This is a genomic window from Nitrosomonas limosa (genome assembly GCF_054188085.1).
In genome coordinates this window covers 1,339,791-1,359,520 of the sequence record NZ_CM135180.1, presented here as the reverse complement: position 1 = coordinate 1,359,520, position 19,730 = coordinate 1,339,791, and the positions used below count along the sequence as shown (strand labels likewise).

16 protein-coding genes are annotated in these 19,730 nt (G+C 50.2%); 8 read left to right on the top strand and 8 right to left on the bottom strand.

The genetic code is table 11. The features are described from left to right. Window positions 1-27: 27 nt before the first annotated feature. The 5 genes from ACV7NC_RS06140 to ACV7NC_RS06120 all read right to left on the bottom strand — a co-directional run bounded on the left by ACV7NC_RS06140 (window position 28) and on the right by ACV7NC_RS06120 (window position 6,146). Complete coding sequence (locus ACV7NC_RS06140) at window positions 28-1,356, bottom strand: replication-associated recombination protein A (RefSeq protein ID WP_458154629.1); 1,329 nt, start codon at window positions 1,354-1,356, stop codon at window positions 28-30. Beyond that, a complete protein-coding gene (lolA, locus tag ACV7NC_RS06135; protein ID WP_458154628.1) occupies window positions 1,340-1,966 on the bottom strand; it encodes an outer membrane lipoprotein chaperone LolA in 627 nt (208 codons plus the stop codon). Before lolA ends, ACV7NC_RS06140 begins: the two co-directional genes overlap by 17 nt. A 53-nt stretch (window positions 1,967-2,019) precedes the next feature. After that, window positions 2,020-4,320, bottom strand: coding sequence for a DNA translocase FtsK (locus ACV7NC_RS06130; protein WP_458154627.1), 2,301 nt, complete (start codon window positions 4,318-4,320; stop codon window positions 2,020-2,022). Between the two features lie 294 nt (window positions 4,321-4,614). Next, window positions 4,615-5,547: a GGDEF domain-containing protein gene (locus ACV7NC_RS06125; protein WP_458154626.1), complete on the bottom strand. Its 933-nt coding sequence runs from the start codon at window positions 5,545-5,547 to the stop codon at window positions 4,615-4,617. 182 nt (window positions 5,548-5,729) lie between these two features. Next, window positions 5,730-6,146 carry an RDD family protein gene (locus ACV7NC_RS06120; protein ID WP_458154624.1) on the bottom strand — a complete coding sequence of 139 codons (417 nt, stop codon included), beginning with the start codon at window positions 6,144-6,146 and terminating at the stop codon, window positions 5,730-5,732. Window positions 6,147-6,567: 421 nt separating this feature from the next. Between ACV7NC_RS06120 and ACV7NC_RS06115 the strand changes: the two genes are divergently transcribed. The 7 genes from ACV7NC_RS06115 (at window position 6,568) to ACV7NC_RS06085 (ending at window position 15,010) form a co-directional block, all read left to right on the top strand. After that, window positions 6,568-7,275, top strand: coding sequence for an energy transducer TonB (locus tag ACV7NC_RS06115; RefSeq protein WP_458154622.1), 708 nt, complete (start codon window positions 6,568-6,570; stop codon window positions 7,273-7,275). A 5-nt stretch (window positions 7,276-7,280) separates the two neighbouring features. Next, window positions 7,281-8,039: a MotA/TolQ/ExbB proton channel family protein gene (locus tag ACV7NC_RS06110; protein WP_458154621.1), complete on the top strand. Its 759-nt coding sequence runs from the start codon at window positions 7,281-7,283 to the stop codon at window positions 8,037-8,039. Next, on the top strand, window positions 8,039-8,458 hold the full coding sequence (locus tag ACV7NC_RS06105) for an ExbD/TolR family protein (RefSeq protein ID WP_458154620.1): 420 nt from the start codon (window positions 8,039-8,041) through the stop codon (window positions 8,456-8,458). The genes ACV7NC_RS06110 and ACV7NC_RS06105 overlap by 1 nt, the downstream gene beginning before the upstream one ends. A 120-nt stretch (window positions 8,459-8,578) precedes the next feature. Next, window positions 8,579-8,806, top strand: coding sequence for a bacterioferritin-associated ferredoxin (locus ACV7NC_RS06100; RefSeq protein WP_458154619.1), 228 nt, complete (start codon window positions 8,579-8,581; stop codon window positions 8,804-8,806). Window positions 8,807-9,040: 234 nt separating this feature from the next. Further along, on the top strand, window positions 9,041-11,368 hold the full coding sequence (locus ACV7NC_RS06095) for a TonB-dependent siderophore receptor (RefSeq protein WP_458154618.1): 2,328 nt from the start codon (window positions 9,041-9,043) through the stop codon (window positions 11,366-11,368). A gap of 100 nt (window positions 11,369-11,468) precedes the next feature. Continuing rightward, window positions 11,469-13,718: a hypothetical protein gene (locus ACV7NC_RS06090; RefSeq protein WP_458154616.1), complete on the top strand. Its 2,250-nt coding sequence runs from the start codon at window positions 11,469-11,471 to the stop codon at window positions 13,716-13,718. A 215-nt stretch (window positions 13,719-13,933) separates the two neighbouring features. Then, complete coding sequence (locus ACV7NC_RS06085; protein WP_458154615.1) at window positions 13,934-15,010, top strand: multicopper oxidase domain-containing protein; 1,077 nt, start codon at window positions 13,934-13,936, stop codon at window positions 15,008-15,010. A gap of 93 nt (window positions 15,011-15,103) precedes the next feature. On the opposite strand, the gene ACV7NC_RS06080 is transcribed toward ACV7NC_RS06085, so the two are convergent. Then, a complete protein-coding gene (locus tag ACV7NC_RS06080) occupies window positions 15,104-15,724 on the bottom strand; it encodes a calcium-binding protein (protein WP_458154614.1) in 621 nt (206 codons plus the stop codon). A gap of 196 nt (window positions 15,725-15,920) precedes the next feature. Between ACV7NC_RS06080 and ACV7NC_RS06075 the strand changes: the two genes are divergently transcribed. After that, window positions 15,921-17,480 (top strand): adenylyltransferase/cytidyltransferase family protein, encoded by a 1,560-nt coding sequence (locus ACV7NC_RS06075; RefSeq protein WP_458154613.1) that lies wholly within the window; start codon window positions 15,921-15,923, stop codon window positions 17,478-17,480. Between the two features lie 140 nt (window positions 17,481-17,620). Here the strand turns inward: ACV7NC_RS06075 and ACV7NC_RS06070 are convergent, their stop codons facing one another. Together ACV7NC_RS06070 and ACV7NC_RS06065 are read right to left on the bottom strand one after the other, a co-directional pair. Continuing rightward, window positions 17,621-18,286, bottom strand: coding sequence for a PEP-CTERM sorting domain-containing protein (locus ACV7NC_RS06070; protein WP_458154612.1), 666 nt, complete (start codon window positions 18,284-18,286; stop codon window positions 17,621-17,623). 189 nt (window positions 18,287-18,475) lie between these two features. Beyond that, the gene (locus tag ACV7NC_RS06065) at window positions 18,476-19,633 is read right to left on the bottom strand and encodes a S1C family serine protease (RefSeq protein ID WP_458154611.1); all 1,158 of its coding nucleotides are present in this window, start codon (window positions 19,631-19,633) and stop codon (window positions 18,476-18,478) included. Between the last annotated feature and the right edge of the window lie 97 nt (window positions 19,634-19,730).

Genomic DNA, 19,730 nt, shown 5'->3' with positions numbered 1-19,730 from the left:
TCCAAAATAGCCGGTATCGTTGAAAAGTTATATTTTATGCTTGGCTTGCTCATCCAAGCTATGCAAATAAGCCAATTTTTCCCGGATTTTTTGCTCCAGGCCGTAAGCGGTGGGTTGATAGAAACTGACGTCGGGCATGTCATCCGGAAAATAATTCTCGCCGGCGGCGTAGGCGTTCGGACAATCGTGCGCGTAGCGGTAGGCTTTGCCGTAGCCGATGTCTTTCATCAGTTTGGTCGGCGCATTGCGCAGGTGCAGCGGCACGTTGCGCGATTTGTCGCGGGCGATGAAAGCGCGCGCCTGGTTGTATGCCATGTACGCGGCGTTGCTTTTCGGCGCGCTGGCCAAATACAGCGCCGCTTGCGCCAATGCCAATTCGCCTTCGGGACTGCCGAGCCGTTCGAAGGTTTCGCAGGCATCGAGCGCCAAACGCAACGCGCGCGGATCGGCCAGACCGATATCCTCGACCGCCATGCGGATCAGGCGGCGCCCGATGTAGAGCGGATCGGCGCCGCCATCGAGCATGCGGCACAGCCAGTAAAGCGCGGCATCGGGCGACGAGCCGCGCACCGATTTGTGCAGCGCGGAAATTTGATCGTAAAACGCATCGCCGCTTTTGTCGAATACGCGGGTATTGCGCGATAACGCATTAGTGACCAGATCCTGGTCGACCTGTGTGACGGCTTCGGTGGTGGTTGCGGTTTGAATCTGTTCCAGCAAGTTCAGTAAGCGCCGGGCATCGCCGTCGGCAAATTCGATCAACAATCGCCGGGCGTCTGCGGAAAATTGCAACTGCGGCATCGCCAATTGATGCGCGCGATCGAACAGTTGCGCTAATTCCTGCTCGGACAGCGCGGTCAAAATGTAAACCTGGGCGCGCGACAGCAACGCGTGATTGACTTCAAACGACGGGTTCTCGGTGGTGGCGCCGACAAAGGTGATCAGTCCTTGTTCGACATACGGCAAAAAAGCATCCTGTTGCGATTTGTTAAAGCGGTGTACTTCGTCGACGAACAAAATGGTATGGCGTCCACTTTGTTGCAAAGTGAGTTGTGCTTGTTCGACTGCGTTGCGGATATCCTTGGTGCCTGATAGCACGGCGGAAAGCGCGATGAATTCGCATTGAAATTCGGTCGACATCAACCGCGCCAGCGTGGTTTTGCCGGTTCCCGGCGGGCCCCACAGGATCATCGAATGCGGTTTGCCGGCTTCGAACGCCAGCCGCAGCGGTTTACCCGCGCCTAACAGATGTTCCTGGCCGATGACATCGCTCAGATGCTTGGGGCGCAGTTGTTCCGCGAGTGGGGCCTGGGGTGCGTGACTGGCAAACAGACTGGGATCATTCACTGATGACATCGGCGTTGTCGGGCGGTACGAATTTGAACAAGTCGGCGGATAGCGCAGGATTCTTGTTCCAACCGGCAAACGACAGCAGTGTGGTTTGGCCGAAATTATCCCGCAATGCCATGATTTTTAACTCGCCGTCCCGGGAGAACGCCATTTGAATGAACTCAAACGCGCTTTCTTTGCTTTTCGGAATCGCTTCTAGCCACTCCAGATCGTTTTGCACCCCCAGCTCGACCAGCTCGAAATTTTCCTCGATGGTGCTGCTGCCCGCGAGCAGCGCCGCCGGGCTGCTGCCGATGGCGATGCTGAATTGCCGCACGGTGACTTGATTGAGATCGGGATCGTAAAACCAGACTTGCGTGCCATCGCCGACGATCATTTGCTCGTAGGGCTTTTCATAGACCCAGCGAAATTTCTCCGGGCGTTCGAACTGCATCGTGCCTTTGGATTCCTGGACGACCCGGGCGCTCTGATCATAGAGCGTTTGGGAAAAGTCAGCACGGACGGTGCGCGTTTCCCGGATGAATGTTTTTAGGCTTTCGATTGCGGTCGCTTGCGCAAAAACGGGCAGCAAGCAGCCCAGCAAAAGCAGCAAAACGGAACAACGTGAACGGGCCATAGTGTGCCTACTGTGAAATGATTGAAAAAGGAGTGGCATCGGAATGCGCATGATCATTCATTGCGCGACGGCGCCAGAACTTCGCGATTGCCGTTGCTTTGCATCGCGGATACCAGCCCGGCGCGTTCCATGTCCTCGATCAGGCGCGCTGCGCGATTATAGCCGATGCGCAAGTTTCTTTGCACCAGCGAGATCGAAGCGCGGCGGGTTTTGACAACAATGGCAACGGCTTCGTCATACAGCGGATCGGATTCGCCGTTGGATGGTTTTTTAAGATCGGTTGCGCCATTGGCGTCAGTTTCTTCGTCGCTGGATTGCACAATTTCTTCGATGTAATCCGGTTCGCCGTGCTGTTTGAGGTATTCGACCACTTTATGGACTTCGTGATCGGCAACAAACGCACCGTGTATACGCTGCGGATAACCGCTGCCAGGCGGCAAATACAGCATATCGCCCTGGCCCAGCAGCGCTTCTGCGCCCATCTGGTCAAGGATAGTGCGCGAATCGATTTTGCTCGACACCTGGAACGCAACCCGCGTCGGAATATTGGCTTTGATCAAACCGGTGATGACATCGACCGATGGCCGTTGCGTCGCGAGCAGCAGGTGAATGCCGGAGGCGCGGGCTTTTTGCGCAAGGCGGGCGATCAGTTGTTCGACTTTCTTTCCCGCAACCATCATCAGATCGGCCAATTCGTCGATGACTACCACGATCAGCGGCAGTTCTTGCAAGTATTCCGGTTCTTGTTCCGGCGGCAGCAGCGGATTGACCACCGGTTCCTCGGTTTTTGCGGCGTCGCGGATTTTCTGGTTGTAACCCGCGAGATTACGCACGCCCAACGCCGACATCAGTTTGTAACGCCGCTCCATTTCATTGACACACCAGCGCAGCGCACTGGCGGCTTCGCGCATATCGGTGACCACTGGCGTCAGTAAATGCGGAATGCCCTCGTAGACCGACAACTCGAGCATTTTGGGATCGATCAAGATCAAGCGGATTTGCTCCGGCGTGGCTTTGTATACGAGGCTCAGGATTACCGCATTGATGGCGACCGATTTTCCCGAGCCGGTGGTGCCTGCGACTAGCGCATGCGGCATTTTCGCCAAATCGGAAACCATCGGACGGCCGCTGATGTCCTTACCCAGCGCGATGGTTAAAGGCGACGTCGAGTCGGCGTAGACTTGCGAGCTCAAAATTTCCTGGAGTCTTACAATTTCGCGTTTGGGATTGGGGATTTCGAGACCCATGCTGGTTTTTCCCGGGATGGTTTCGACCACGCGGATACTGGCGACGGATAACGCCCGCGCCAGATCTTTGACCAGATTGATGACCTGATTGCCTTTGACGCCGACGGCCGGTTCGATTTCATAGCGGGTAATGACCGGTCCCGGGAAAGCCGCGACGACTTTGACATCGACGCCGAATTCCTTGAGTTTGCGTTCGATCAGGCGCGAAGTGAATTCCAGCGTTTCCTTGGATAATATTTCAAAGTTTTTTTCCGGTTCATCGAGCAAATGCAACGGCGGCAGCGGGGAATCCGGCAGGTCGGAAAACAGCGACGGCTGCTTTTCCTTGACGATGCGCTGCGATTTGACGATGGTGGTTGCGGGCGGTTCGATGTGCAGATGCGGAGTGCTTTCGATACGTTTTTTTTCGGTTTCTACGGATCTTTCGCGCACATGTGCGGCAATGACGCCGATGAATTTGTCTTGCCGGGTTTCCCAGGCATTTTTTATAAGAATCAATAGATTTTCGACGCTTTCACCGATCTTTTCCACGAAACGGACCCATGACAAGCCGGTAAATTGACTGAATCCGATTGCGATCAGGATCAATAATGTCAGTGTTGCACCAGTAAAACCGAGGATCTGCGACAGATAATGGCTGATGGTGTTGCCGAGCATGCCGCCGGGTAAGAGCGGTAACGACAGACTGAGTGAATAAAACCGTAACGATTCCAGCCCGCTGCTGGCGGTTAACAGCAGTAAGAAGCCTCCCATCGATAGCAGCATCGAATGGCGATCAAAGATTCCGGCGGTATCGATCCGGCGATAGCTCCAGGCGATCGCCGACAAAAAGAAAGCGACCCACCACCAGGCCGATGCGCCGAATAAAAACAATAACAAGTCGGCTACCCATGCGCCGACGTGGCCACCGGCATTTTGGATCTGATCGGTTTCGCCGCTATGCGACCAGCCGGCATCGCCACGGTCGTAACTGGCAAAAATCATAATCAGATAGAGGGCAGCCCCCATCAGAACCAGTAAACCGGATTCGCGCAGCAATCGGGCGACTCTGGGGGAGAAATTGCGGCCGGTTGATTTTTTGGCCATAGGCTTGTTCAATAAACTCATGAGTATCTCAGCAACGAAGAGGTGTCTGATCGATACACCGGATTATATAAGAGAATTGAAAGTAATTACTTTAAGCAGACAATGATTAATTGCCTGCTTGAACGAATCACTTCGTTGCGCGCTACTCTTTCTATTGCCTATCCTGTTGATTTGTCTCGGTTGCTGCGAAGAACATGAAGAAATGCAAATGCAGGAGATGCGATAAACGATTTATATCAATCCAATAGGTGAAAGCGAACCCGCACGTTGTGCAATGAAGTGATTCGTTCGGGCTGAGGATTATTCGATGTTTTCCTAATCAATTCGTGATCGCGACAGGATAGCGGCAACCGACGGTTTATCCTTGTAGGATACGGAAGGTAACGTTGAAACCTGGTTGCCGCCGTTGCGTTTCGAAATGAATAACGCATCCTCCGCGCGCTTGCATAAATGCATTTGATCATCGGTTTCTTCCAGAGTGGCGATGCCGATGCTCAGAAGAACCTTGTTTTCAGCGTGTTTACCCATTCGTGCCACTATTTTTTTTCGTACCGATTCGCATACTTTCTTAGCTTCTGCCAGTTCGGTTTCAGGGAACAGGATTGCGAATACATTGTTATCAATGCGATAGAAGAAATCAGTGGCTCTGATATTGATACGGATATCGTTGGAGATCCGTTGAATGTAATCATTGTTGTTGCGGTAGTTATAGTTATCATTGAATAACTTAAACAAATCAATATCGATGATGGCAACCGATAAGTGATGATGATACCGCTTGCAACGCAAAATCTCGGTTTCCAATTCCGTCTCAAAAGATTGCCGGTTTCTATACCCGGTGAGAGGATCTGTTGCTACTTGATTCGCTAGCGAGGAAATATCGATGTTGGCACGCTTGATTCGAGTGACCATAATAGCCGTAGCGATGATCAATAACACAGTGAGCCCGCGATTGATCAGTACGATATGCATAGGCGCTTCAATACCCGGAGAGAGATACAAGCCGGAAATAGTAAAAACAAGACTGAGAGTGGCGATAAGGTAGGAGTATCCGATACTGCTGACCCACAGACTGGCAAAAATCACCAAGACATAAGGTGTGCCGGCAGCGACTCCGAGCGGTAAATGCAGATCGATAATGAAAATAAAAAACGTGGCGGCGACAATAATTAAACTGTTCGCATGTCCGGCCCATTCCCGAAACAAGACTTTTGCTGCGGCTGTTGAAGCAAATAAATGATCACGCATCGTTAGTGTGTCCTACCAAAGTAAAACCAATACCCATTCATTTGTACGGATCAGGAGTTCAATTTTAGTCAGTTAAAAACTGAACGGTAACATTAAACCCAGAGCCGGATTATTATTACACATCTCTGATAGCAGTACTAAATTTCTTCAGCTTTCATCCGGAATCGCGGGGTTGTTTAGGTTCAGTTTTCCAGTCTGATAATGCGGGTTCCGGCGATGCGATCGTGCAAGTATTGATGGTCGCGATCGAACAATGCCCAGATAATTCCGATGCCGAATAAGAAAATGCCCACGACAGCCAGTAAGAAACGCGTAATTGCTTGTTTGTGATTCAGGATTTTACCGTCGGCTGTCACCACGCGCATTTTCCAAGTTTGCATTGCCAACGTTTGACCGCCATGAGTCCAGAACCAGGTGAAGTAGTATCCCATTATCGCGAGCAAGTAGAATTGAAACAGCGGTTTGAAATAAGCAGCTTGCGTATCTCTGAAAATGAAATGAAACAGAAAGCTGGCCATAAACAATACGGCCAATAACAGCAGCAGCTCATAAATTAAGCAAACGGTTCGTCGCCAGAAACCGGGTGTGGAGTATGTCATGATAGCAGTGGACTGATGTTTTATCTGATTAAGCTATTGATTGGTAGTGGAAATAAGAATCGATAAAATGCTGGGTTCCGGGGTCTCTGGATGTCTTTGGAAATTGATAATTATTATCGTTTGCGTTATTATACGTAAGTAATCGGAAATGATTTTATTAGTTGCGGATTCTATATCAAAACGCAATCTTTGCAGTTTTTCTCTGTAAAGAAATTAAGGATCTCCGGTTTATAAGGAAATGCTGATTAATTCGGCGAACGGGAGAAAGCACGAGGCGCACGGAACGCAACACCGAGGCCTATCAATAAGATAGGCGAGGATGCGAGCGCCGCTCAACGAAGTGATTCGCCCGTGCAGTCAATTAATCAGCGTTTCCATAAATCCAGTTAGCTAAAAGTTTGTTTAGGCCTGTTATTCTGAAATGCAATCTATATCCCGGAAAAATTTTGAGTATTTAGAGCAGCGGCGGCCGTTCATCTCATTACCCGGTTTGGTTTTTGTATTGATGCTTCATGCCGGGTTGTTTTATTTTTTATGGAATCAGAAGCTTATCCCGGCACCTGATCAGGCGTTAACGTTATTTGCTGAATTGATCACACCGCCAATACCGGCAATCGCTCCGCCAGCTCCGCCCGAACCGGCTCCGGTTAAATTGCAGCCCGCAAAAAAACCGGTCATCCAACCTAAGCAGGAAAAGCTGGTTGCAAAATCCCCTGTCACACCCAAACAAGAGTATGTTGAACCTGCGCCGCAACCGGTTCCCGCTCCGGTAGCCGAGCCAGTGAAAGAATCAGCGATGACGGCGGAAGCATCGCCGGCTCCGGTATCGTCCAGTCCGGTTACTTTAACTTCGGAATTATCGGTTTCATGCCCCAAGCTGACTCCGCCCACCTATCCGGCAATTTCCAGGCGCATGGGCGAGGAAGGCAAACTGGTGCTGCGTGTAGAGTTGGATGAAAGAGGACGTATTGATGATGCGAAAGTTATAAACAGCAGCGGTTACGAGCGGTTGGATACTGCTGCATTGACGGCAGTCAGAGACTGGCAGTGCAACCCTTCGTTGCGTAACGGCCAGCCGGTCCGGGCTGTTGCTTTACAGCCTTTTAATTTTGTATTGCAAGGAAATTAATTAACATGGAACAAGGTCTCGGTTTTTCCCATTTTCTCGATCAGATCGACAGCGTCGGTATCAGTGTGCTGGTGCTATTGCTGTCGCTGTCCGTGGCAAGCTGGTATCTGATCATCACAAAAAGCATCGCGAATCTTATCGCTACGCGCCGCGCCGAGGCTTTTTTAAAGCATTTCTGGAATGTTGATTCTTTACAGGTTGTTAGCGATGAATTGAAAAATACACCGCCGAACAATGCTTTTGCCGAGCTTGCAAAATTGGCGATCGACGCAGCTGCAGATACTAAGATCCACAGTTCTCATAAATTGGCAGCCGCGGGTGGCACCAGCGAGTTCCTGACTCGGACTTTGCGAAACGGTATCGATCAAGAAGCAAATCGCATAGAAAATGGATTGACATTGATCGCATCGGCAGGCTCTGCCGCGCCTTATATCGGCTTGTTTGGAACGGTGTGGGGGATTTATCATGCGTTGATCCAGATTGGTTTGTCCGGTCAAGGCACCTTGGATAAAGTTGCGGGTCCGGTCGGTGAGGCGCTGATCATGACCGCGCTTGGCCTTGCGGTGGCTATCCCGGCCGTACTTGCTTATAACGCATTTGTGCGCCGGAACCGGATATGGCTTGCCCGATTGGAAGCTTTTGCCCATGATTTATTTACATTAGTTACCGTAGGCGATGAGAATCATCAAGGTTCTATCTCAGCATCCGAAGCGGCGCAATCATATCCTGCCGGCACTGGTAACATTGTTGAGAGGGCGCAATAATGGCATTCGGAAGCATGCAAGATAGCGGGCGTCAGGCTCCCATGGCAGAAATCAACGTCGTGCCATTAGTCGATGTGATGCTGGTTTTGCTGATCATTTTTATCATTACCGCGCCGCTTCTGACGCATTCCGTCAAAATTGATCTGCCGAAGGCGGAAAATACACCCAATATTACACAACCGGAGCATGTCGAATTGGCGATACGTGCCGGCGGCGAATTATTCTGGAATGGCGAACCGGTGATATTGGAGCAACTCTCAGGACGCTTTTCCGCTAAGGTCGCTGAAGAGCCTGCAACCGAATTGCATATTCGAGCCGACAAGCTGGCGCACTATGAGCATGTTGCGCGTGTGATGAGCATAGCCGCGAAAGCAGGCATGACAAAAATCGGTTTTATTACAGACCCCTCTGAGAACTGAACAATTCATAAATTTGTTGCATTTTTCCAGTTTCCAGGTATAATTGCGAATCATTCTCATTAGTAATAACTGATTCATTTTAGTCAAAGAGCGCATCGCTATTCGTTTTAAGGTGTCGATATGTACGTATGTATATGCAGGGGAGTAACGGAAAAAGCTATTCGGGAAGCGGTTTATGACGGCGCAGACCGGATGAGGGATTTGAAAGAGTGTCTCGGCGTTACTGAGCAATGCGGAATCTGCGCGTGTCACGCAAAACAAATTCTTGATGAGACCTTGCGGGAGCGGCCGCCGCAAATGAATAATTTTCTCTCCGCATCGGCATGCATGTGCGAAACGCCGGCATAATGAGTGAGGTTCTGGGTTATTTGCTGTAACATACGCCAAATTTTATTTCGATCTAACTATTAGCGATTATTTTCCTATCCGATAGCTCATAATAAAATATTCTTCTTCAAGCCTGGTTAAGAATTATAAAAAATGTTTCAGCGCTTTAATAAAATCCAAATCCCGATCGGGAGGATTTGTTTTGTAATCTTAACCAGTTTAGCCAGCACCTTTCTTTTTCCCCATCATCGCAGCTTGGCAGAATCTTCGTCTGCAACGGTATCTCCAGTACGCTCTTATAATATCCAAGCCGGTCTTTTGGAAGATGCGCTTAAGCAATTCGCCGAGCAAGCAGGAATTAAGCTTGCTTTCGATCCGGCCTTGTTACAGGGCAAAGTGACCTTTGGGTTGGAAGGTGACTTTGAAATGAAACAAGCGCTTGATCGTTTGCTTGAGAACTCCGGCTTACAAGTAGCCCGGCTGGGGGAGAGCTTTGCGATCACTCCGATTCCCGCTGCAAACGGTGCGGAACAGGTGGTGACATTGCCTTCGATACAGATTTCGGCTACTAATACCAATCGTTATGCTGCTGCCAGTACCAGCACCGCGACGAAAACCAACACGCTGTTGCGCGATGTACCGCAATCCATCACGGTGATTACGAGTGATTTAATCAAAGATCAATCCATCCGGAGTCTTGCTGACGCGGTCCGGTATGTTCCCGGTGTCGGTGTTTCACAAGGCGAGGGAAATCGGGATGCATTGGTATTTCGCGGTAATCGCTCGACTGGAGATTTTTTTATTGATGGCATTCGTGACGATGCCGAGTTTTATCGCGATCTCTATAACATCGAACGTGTGGAAGTGCTCAAAGGCGCCAATGGCATGATCTTTGGGCGGGGTGGCTCGGGCGGTGTGGTGAATCGCGTCACCAAGGAAGCCAACTGGAATCCGGTCAGAGAATTTTCATTCCAGGGCGGCTCTTTCAACCAGAAGAGAATGACCGGAGATGTCGGTTATGTCATCAACGATGTCGCCGCCATCCGTTTGAACGCTATATATGAAGACGCCGGCAGTTTTCGCGATGGCGTCGATATGGAACGGCTGGGGATTGCTCCTACCGTAACCGTCAAGCCGACCAACCGCACGAAAGTGGTTCTGAATATGGAACGTTTTCATGACGACCGTACCGCCGATCGCGGGATCACATCGGTCGTGGGAAGAACCGGGCAAGTCACCGGTCCGGTCGATGTGGGGCGTTCGCAGTTTTTCGGAGATCCGCGGCGCAGTAACGCGAATATCGACGTATTATCATTCGGTTCCTTCATTGAACACAAATTCGATTCGGGATTTACACTGCAGAACCGCACGCTTTACACGACCTACGACAAGTTTTATCAAAATGTCTTTGCCAGCGGTGGACTTAACCCGCTGACGGGATTGCTGCCGGTCGGCGCCTATAACAACACCACAGCTCGCGATAATGTTTTCAATCAAACCAATTTACTTTATTCGCTCAATACCGGTCCGATAGCGCACACGCTTCTGGCCGGGGTCGAGGTCGGGCGGCAGGAAACCCATAATCGCCGTGAAACCGGGTTGTTTAATAATAGCGTTTCCAGTACCAACATTTTCGTACCGATCAGCAATCCGATCACCAATTTACCGATCACTTTCCGTAATCGGGACGCTGGCGGTGATCTGGACGCGCTGAATCGCAGCATCGTGAATGTCACTTCGCTGTATATTCAGGATCAGATTGAGATATTGCCGCAACTTCAGGTGATCGCAGGGGTCCGTTATGATTTGTTCGAAGTCGATTTCCAGCAAAAGAACGGTCCGAGAGATCATCTAAAGACACGGGACGATTTGATTGCACCGCGTTTTGGCGTGATTTATAAGCCGATTGAACCGCTTTCATTCTATGGCAGTTATAGCCAAGCTTTTGTGCCTCGCGCGGGTGATCAGTTGACCGCATTGAATGTTACCGTGGAAACATTGAAACCGGAAAAATTTACGACGCTTGAAACCGGTGTGAAATGGGATATCCGTCCGGATTTGGCATTCACCGCCGCAGTCTATCAACTGGATCGCACCAATGTCATTAATTCCGTGGTCGGGGGGCAGACATTTTTAACCAAAGGGCAACGTACCGAGGGTGTTGAAATCAGTCTGGCAGGTCAACTGACTTCGAATTGGAGTGTGATGGGCGGTTATGCCTACCAAGTTGGAGAAATCAGCAGTGATATCTTGGGGATCGCGAGAAAAGGGGCGACCGTCGCGGAGTTACCTAAACACACCTTTTCAGTGTGGAGCCGCTACGATATTACGCCCCGTATCGGTGCTGCGTTTGGCGTGATACATCGCGACAATATGTACGCTTCCCTGACCAATCGCGTCGTTTTGCCGGATTTCACCCGCGTTGATGCCGCGCTTTTTGCGCAATTTTCCAAGAGTTTCCGGGGTCAGCTAAACATTGAAAATTTGTTTGATACGAAGTATTTCGCCTCAGCGCATAACGATTTTAATATAACCCCAGGTTCTCCCATCGCCGTCAGGGCCAGTTTGATCGCGAATTTCTAAGGAATATAAAACGACTGGAAAAATTTTATTTGTATTAATTAATAAGAATCATTATCATTAGTATTAGCGTTAGTGTTTATCAATAAAAAGGAGTTTTATAATGTTTAAGTTGAAGAAACTCGGTCGGTCATTGATTCAATCAATGATTGTGAGTTTGTGTTTGTTTTCAGTGTATATCAGTCAAGCCACGGCAGCAGCGAATGTTGCCACGATCGAATCGGCCGTGACCGCTTTCAAGACAATCGGAACATTGCGCAGAGAATTTCCGATTAACGGAGAAGCAATTGCGGCGGCGTATGCCGGGGCTTTGCAAACACTGACCCAGGAGATCGATACCGCCAATTCATTGACTTTGGATAGCGATACTTTGGCAGCGATAGACGATCTCATTCATGATCGTGAACCGAGCCTGGCGGCGCAAACCATCGATAAAACCCTGCAGCGGGTGTTTTATCAAGGCATTTGGAACCGCATTGCCGCGATCCGGGATCAATTTAAAACCGCGACGTCTGCGGAGTTGATTGCCATGCTGGATGAGTCCGTGGCGGCATTTCAAGCCATCTCATCGACAGTCGCCAGAGAAAATCAAGTATTGACGGCGGATCGGCAAGGACTCGTAGCGGGCAGCAAGCCGGGTCTGGATGTCGATGTGAATAATTTCTTCACGCAAGTCAGAACGGCATTGAACAAAAGCAATCCCGACCAAGATTTCAATACCGTGCAAATTGCCCGCTATGGCATCCGCTTGTCGCTCACACGTGCTTATTACATCGGTGTGCTGCGCGAAGTCGCCGGGATCCTGAATAATCGCACGCTGGACCCGGATGAAGCACGCATTGCGCAAAAGGAAGGGGAAATTTTTTATCGTATTATTGAACCGTTGGTGGCGCGAGGAAATCCTGCCGGTAGTTTGATTATTAAGAAACAATTGACCGGGGATTTTTCTAAAGTTGCTGCCGATGAGATTGTGAGTGAATTAGGTAAAGGCTTTATCCCTCGGGCCATTGCGGAGCTGACCGGACAAGAGCGTGCGATCACATCGGGCGATCGCGCGGTAGCGCTGGCGGAAGCTGCAGGCGCTAAATATTATGCCAGGATTTTTTTACCGGATCTGGAGTTGCGGATAGGCGCTGCGGAGCGTACTAATCTGGAACAACAATTGGAGAATCTTCTGGTTGCCAGCGACGAGTTAAGCGCAACCAAATCCAAGGAAGCGCGCGATGCAATTACCGCAATCTTGACGAAATATGAGAATCAACTCAATCGCGCCAAGTATGAAATGGTGCATCATACCGCGCTCGTTGATAACGCCGTTGCCAACTTTCTGCAGATTGGCAAGTTACGCGGTGTAGCCCCGATCGATGTCGATGCGATTGCTGCGAACTACGCGGGCGACTTACAACAACTGACAAAAATCGTCGATCAAATCTATGGCACAACGATCGATCAGGATGTTTCAAATGCCATCAATCAAGCTAAAAGCGGCAGTGAGCTCGCTCAGGCTTTGCAAAAGATAGATAAATCGTTGCAACGCGTATTCGCGCTGGTGGTTTATAACCGCGTGACGCTGGTAGCCGAACAATTTGTGGATTTATCAACGGATGCGCTGGCGCTTGAATGGGACCGGGCCTATGCGGCGTATACCGCGATTGCCGGAACGGCAAACCGGCCGGAAAAAGTACTGTCAGCGGACAAGAAATCCATCGTTTCCGGCGCAGATCCGGATTTGGATTATCAAATCGTGTCCGCATTCGTTCAAGGCAAACAAGCGCTTAACAAAGAAAACACCGATGATCGTTTGGCTTTGATGCTGGCACGCGAGAATATCGTCGTTCCATTGGTGAGAAGCTTCCTGATCGGCGTGTTGCGCGAAGTCGAAGGCATTATCACCAACCGGGGTTCGGATACCGATAAAGCCAGGGAGCAACAGGTCGAGGGTGAATTTTTCTTCCGCACGGTCGATGCCTTCATCTCGCCTGATAACCCTACAGGCAGCGGCCGTATCCATGCGCAATTTACCGGTGATCTGAACAGTGTCGTTGCCGATAGCATTGTCAGTGACATCAGCAAGGGGATTCTGGGTCAAATTAAAAGAAATATGAATCAGGTAGAAGCAAACTTCCTGGCTGACAAGAATCAGGCTTTGCTGGCGATAGAACGGATATCGCTTTATGCCGGGATCTTCGCTGCGGATCTTCAGCTTCGTTTGAATGCGCTGCAACGCGCTAAATTGGAAAATGCGATCAGAGATCTTCGGGAAGCGGTTCTGGCCGGAGATGCCGATCGCGCGGTTGCGTTGCGATCCATTCTGATGCAGGTGATTACCGAGTATGAAAGCAAGTTAAGTTAGGAGCACGTATCAGAGCCTCGCAGTCAAAGCCCTTCTGCGAGGCTCGCTCCATTCAAGGATGTGTCTAATAAGTTCCCCCAGCCAGCCACGGTTTTTCCTTTCCGGTAGCGAGCCAGCATAACGCGAGCATTTTTGGTGCTCCATCGCGATTGCACGAATAACGATTGTTATTCGTGCAGTGAGCGAATGTTTGTAAAAATAGGAGAGAATAATCAATGTGGCAGAAGAAGATTTACTGCACGGCTTTCGCGATCATCTGGCTTGGCTGGTTCGTTAATTCCGCTTTTGCAGCCCGGGAATATTGGATTGCCGCCGATGAAGTTCAATGGGATTATGCCCCGGCATTTCCGATGAATCCGATGACCGGCAAGGAATTTACCGCAGATCAACGTGTATTCGTAGAGCAGGGAATAGGGCGGCGTTATCAGAAATCGGTTTATCGCGAATACACCGAAGGATTCCGCGCGCTGAAACCCCGCTTAGCCGAAGAGCAACATCTTGGCATTCTTGGACCGGTGATTCGTGCAGCAGTGGGCGATAAAATTATCGTCCACTTTAAGAACAATACCCGTTATCCCGCCAGCATCCATCCGCATGGAGTGTCCTACACCATGGCGCATGAAGGTGCGCCGCATTCGCGGGCAGCCGGTAACGAGCATAAACCGGATGGCGTCGTGGCGCCAGGCGGAGAATATACCTATGCCTGGGATGTGCCCGAGCGTGCCGGGCCAGGCCCGAACGATCCTTCGTCGATCGCCTGGATTTACCATAGCCATGTCGATGAAACTGCCGATACCAATGCCGGCTTGATCGGCGCGATTATCATCACCAAAAAAGGGTTCGAGGATGCGGACCGTACGCCGGTCGATGTCGATCGTGAATTCATTTCCTTGTTTACCGTGTTCGATGAAAACGCCAGCTTACATTTGCAAAGCAATCTGACGGCCTGCACCGGATTGTGCGATCCGGATGATGATGAATTTCAGGAAAGCAATTTGATGCATGGTATCAACGGCTTGGTTTACGGTAACAATCATGGTTATGCCATGCGCAAAGGCGAGCGCGTACGCTGGTACATTCTGGGGATGGGGACGGAAGTCGATCTGCATTCCCCGCATTGGCACGGCGCCACGCTATTGCATAACGGCAACCGACTGGATGTGACCGAGGTACTGCCCGCCGCGACTAAAACGCTCGATATGCAGCCCGACGTCCGTGGCCGCTGGATGTATCACTGCCATGTCAATGATCACATCAATGCCGGAATGATGACAAATTTCATCGTTTATTGATATTGATTTTTATGTTGAGAAAACCAATCTTGGGAGATCAAGATTGGTTTTCTCAGAGAGGAGAAACTAAAAGAGAAGAAGGAAGAAATGAAACTACAGATTAAAAACGATCATATCGGCAGTGATCGAATTAAGATCTCCGCCGATGATGATCAACTCGATAGTGGCAACGCCTCCCAAAAATTCAACTACATGGCCATTAGTGCCGCTGGGCGGTTTGATGTTAGTAATAAATGAAAGCAATTCCGGTACTGAGTCGATGCCGAGTGTTTGCGAGTCAAAAAATAACCGGTCCTGGCCGATGGTAAAATCGGAAATCTCAAATTGCCCCGCGCCATAAAAGCCGAAAGTGTCATTGCCGGTACCGCCGTTCATCCGGTCATAATCGGTCGTAGAACCGCCCGCGCGCAGTATGTCGTTCCCCGCTTCACCAAAGAGTTTCTCGGTGCCGGCTTGGCCGTCGAGATCATCGTTTCCTTCCCCGCCAATTAAAATACCGTTGCCATCGCCACCCCGGATAACGTCGTTGCCGCCTTCGCCGCGGATTTCGTCATGACCGGTGCCGCCGGTCAGAATGTTATCCGCCTCGTCGCCGATGATGAGTAAATCATTCTCTCCAAAACCTGCGGAACCCAGTCCAAAAAAAGAAATGCCATCAATGAACTTGATAGCGCCGGAACCTAAATTCGGGCGCGGTTCTCTTGATATTGCCATAATGTTGTCTCCTGCGATGATGCGTTAAAAAATCAATTGCTCTCATCATATTTGTGGAAATAAAAATGAGAATGATTCCTATTATATTAAGAAGTGATTAAAATGCAATACTTTTTATTAATTGTTTTTCTAATTGATTGTCTTCACAATGCATTAGATTAGGTAAACTTAACAAAACAATAAGTGATATTTCGTTATGACTGTGGATGGACTGTTGTTAAAAGCGCGGGATTTAATTGCCGCAGGCAAATTAAATGACGCGGACGCCATTCTGGAGCCCTTGAAAAGCGAGCAGCCGCTATCGCAGGATGTGGCAAGGTTATGGTGTTCCGTGGCGATGCGTACAAACCGTACGGTTGAAGCGCTTGGTTATGCCGCCCAAATTTATGCGCATGTAAATGGTGATTTTTATAAGGCGCATTGGGCGCATGTGCTGGGTACCGCGAGTTTCGTATTGCTGGATCTACCCTCGGCGCAATCACATTTCAGCCGTTCACTGAATCATCTGATGGCGCTGGCAAAATCCGGCAAAGTCCCGCCGCAGAAAAGAGAAGCCAAATCACGGCGGGCGGATAATAATATTTTTCTTTCCGGAGAAGCGGAATCATTGCTCTGGTCAACCTGCGCGCAGCTAGCCAAACAAAACATCCCTGCCTTTCCTTACGCCGGCACGTTGTTAGGTCTGACGCGCAGCGGGCGATTGCTGGAATTCGATAAGGATCTGGATATCGCAGTGTGGATGGAATCCTGGGAGGCCTGCTGCGCGGAACTGGAAAGTGCAGGGTGGGTGCGTTCGTCCATGCGCATCGACTACGCCAATTACCGCGACTATATTCATCCGGAATTGGGCATCACGCTCGATGTGTGCGGTTTGCAGAGAGAAGGCAGTCAGCGCATCACCGGCGGATTTGAGTTGCCGGATTATCCGCCTGAATATCAAAGGATCTCGGTCTTTCCGCCGTTTGATCTGATCCAGCGTGAAACAGCTTTTGGCCCATGCTGGCATCCCCGGCAACCCGAAATAATCCTGAGCGCTTTTTACGGTGATTGGCGCACACCGAATCCCCATTGGGACACCGTTATCTCCGCGCAAAATTTGCAGAATTTCTCATTGTTGGTACGGTGTTATGCCTATCACCGGCTGGCGCAAAACTGGTTATTAGGTGATTTATCAAAAGCCTGGAGCTATGCCCACCAGATTGTTCTAAAAGATCCCGACGACACGATTGCATTGCGTAGCCGGCAGTGGATTGAGCGCGCGCTCAACCGGCTAAACCGCCCGATCCCCGATTGGCCGGAAAATCAAAAACAAAAGCGCGTATACACGCGCATGGTCGCCGATCTGTTTCACGAAGGTCATGCAAACTTCTTAAAAGCCGCGCGCGAGTTGGGTACGCATCTCACGGTATGCGTGGTATCGGATCAACGCGTGGTTGAAAATAAAGGCAAATTGCCGGTCATGAACCAGGCCGAGCGCGCCGCGGTCGTGGCCGCCTGTAAACATGTCGATGCAGTCTTGACCGAAACCCCGGCCAGCGTCACGCTGGAATACATGCAGCAGCATGGCTTTGATATTTACACCTTCGCCTGTGCCTCGGAACAGGAACGCCAGGAAAAACGCAAGCTCTGCACATCGCTCCCGGCTGAGATGATTCAGGAATTGCCTTATACGACTGGTATATCCACGTCGGATTTGGTGATGCGGGTGCTGGATAGATCGGACGGTAGAGCACTCTCAATATCGGGCAAGAAATAATAACGACCGTCTTCCCTTTTTCGTATATGATATTGCCGCTTCGGGAATGATATTGCTCAGGGGGAAGGAGAAAAACTGCCTTCAGAAACAGAATCCTTAAATTTCCAAAGGCAGGTTAATAATTTTCTGTTAATTTCTTTTCAGATACGAGCGGCAACGGATGCAGTTGAATTTTTGCGTTGCAGTCGCATTGTAAAAGACATTAAGCTCAAACCTATCAATAGCATGATGTAAGTTTCCGGTTCAGGTACAGGCGTGGCGACAACTACATTGTCCAGCGCCCAATAGGTACTATCGGCAATAACAGTGCCGAAAATCTTAACTATAGATACACCGGTTAAGCCAAGCGTAAAAGTTTGCATTCCCTGTGTGATCACAATCGGTGATCCATTGATGAAAATTTTTTCAGTTGCATCGCAGCCGTTCCAGCCGCAGGTAGAAATTGTCATGTCGATGCTGATCAAATCGAACACGCCGCCTCCGGTCCTTGTAATTTCAACATGTGGACCAATCGAACCTTCAACTACAGGTGGCCCAAAGGGTGAGAAAGTCAGGCTGTTGGTTCCATTGCTGTTTGGTATGGAGCTATCTTCTATAACCATAAAACCACCGTGATTTGTAAAAGTAAAGCCATCAACAGAGTGAGAAAAACCTCTACCAGGTATTGCAGAATCAAATAGAAGGCCTACTTCCGCATTACTTGCCGGATCATCGAACGTGATCACGGTATCCGCTTTTGCGGAAATACTGGTTAAAGCCGCAGTGATACCAATGATTGTTATAAATTTATACATGAGATTTTTCATGATTGACTCCTATCTCTTGAATCAGATATGAATTAAAGCGATGCCGGAATTGAGTGGGATTCAGTGGCATCGGCGGTAGTATCAGGCGATTCTAACCGTCCGATTAGATGATACTCGAGTGGGGGTGGCACTTCAAGACCTTCTGTAAGCAATTCATTATAATAGGTATTTCAAAATCAATTGCCGGTATCATTCTCCCGGTTGCAGCGTCACCGGTATTTCAAACGGTTCGCCCTTGCGCAGGACAGTCAGCGTGATAGTTTCGCCGACTTTATAAGCATCCACGCGGGCGAGCAATTTTTCCACGGAATCGACCGGTTTGCCGTCGACGGCGATGATGATGTCGTTGGCGATGATGTTGCCTTCCGGTGTCAGCGTCGCGCCGCGCAGTCCGGCTTCATCGGCGGCTGAGCCGGGGCTGATGCTGAGGATGACGACGCCGCTGACTTTCAGGAATTGCGTCAAGCGGTTGTTCAGCTTGCTATCGACGGTAATGCCCATCGCCGGGCGGATGTACTTGCCGCGGCTGATGATTTGCGGCACCACGCGGTTGACGGTGTCGACCGGCACGGCAAAACCGATACCGGCGCTGGCGCCGCTGGGGCTGTAAATCGCGGTGTTGATGCCGATCAAACGGCCGGCGGAATCGAGCAGCGGTCCGCCGGAATTACCCGGGTTAATCGCGGCATCGGTTTGAATCAGATTGTCGATGGTGCGTCCGTCGCCGCCCGGCAACGAGCGATCCAATGCGGAAACAATGCCGGTGGTGAGTGTCCAGTCCAGACCGAACGGATTGCCGATGGCGAAGACTTTCTGCCCGACTTTCAGATCGTGGCTGCTGCCGATCGGCACCGGCGCAGGCCGCTGGAAGCCAATGCCGATTCGCAATACGGCAATGTCGTGCGCCGGACTAGCGCCGACCAGCGAGGCTTTATAATCGCGTCCATCCGCCAGACGCACAGTGGCTTCGCTGGCGCCTTTAATAACGTGCAAGTTGGTAATGATATGGCCATGATCGTCCCAGATAAATCCGGAACCGGTGCCGCTCGGGACCGAGAAAATATTGCGTGTCCAGGCATCCATCACGCGTTGGCGGGTGGTGATGAACACCACCGAATCGCGCGAGTTTTCAAACAGTTCGATCGTGCTTTTTTCATCTTCTGCAAGATTGCCGCGTGCCTGAATAGCTCGCGGTTCGGCGCCTTCGCGTTTCTCATCCGCGGAAAAATAGCCTGGTTGCAATATGTCCGGGAAATAGTGATACAGGAAACTATGAAGGAACAGCACCAGCAATACGCCTGCCAGCGTGAACAGTATCAGACGGGGAAGATTGCCGTTAGTGGGCATGAATTGGGACTCCTTGATGGATTGTTTTTCTCAGGAAGCGCTGATTAATTGCCTGCGCAAGCGATCTGCGGCGTTGGGTGGTGCTCAGAAACTCGTC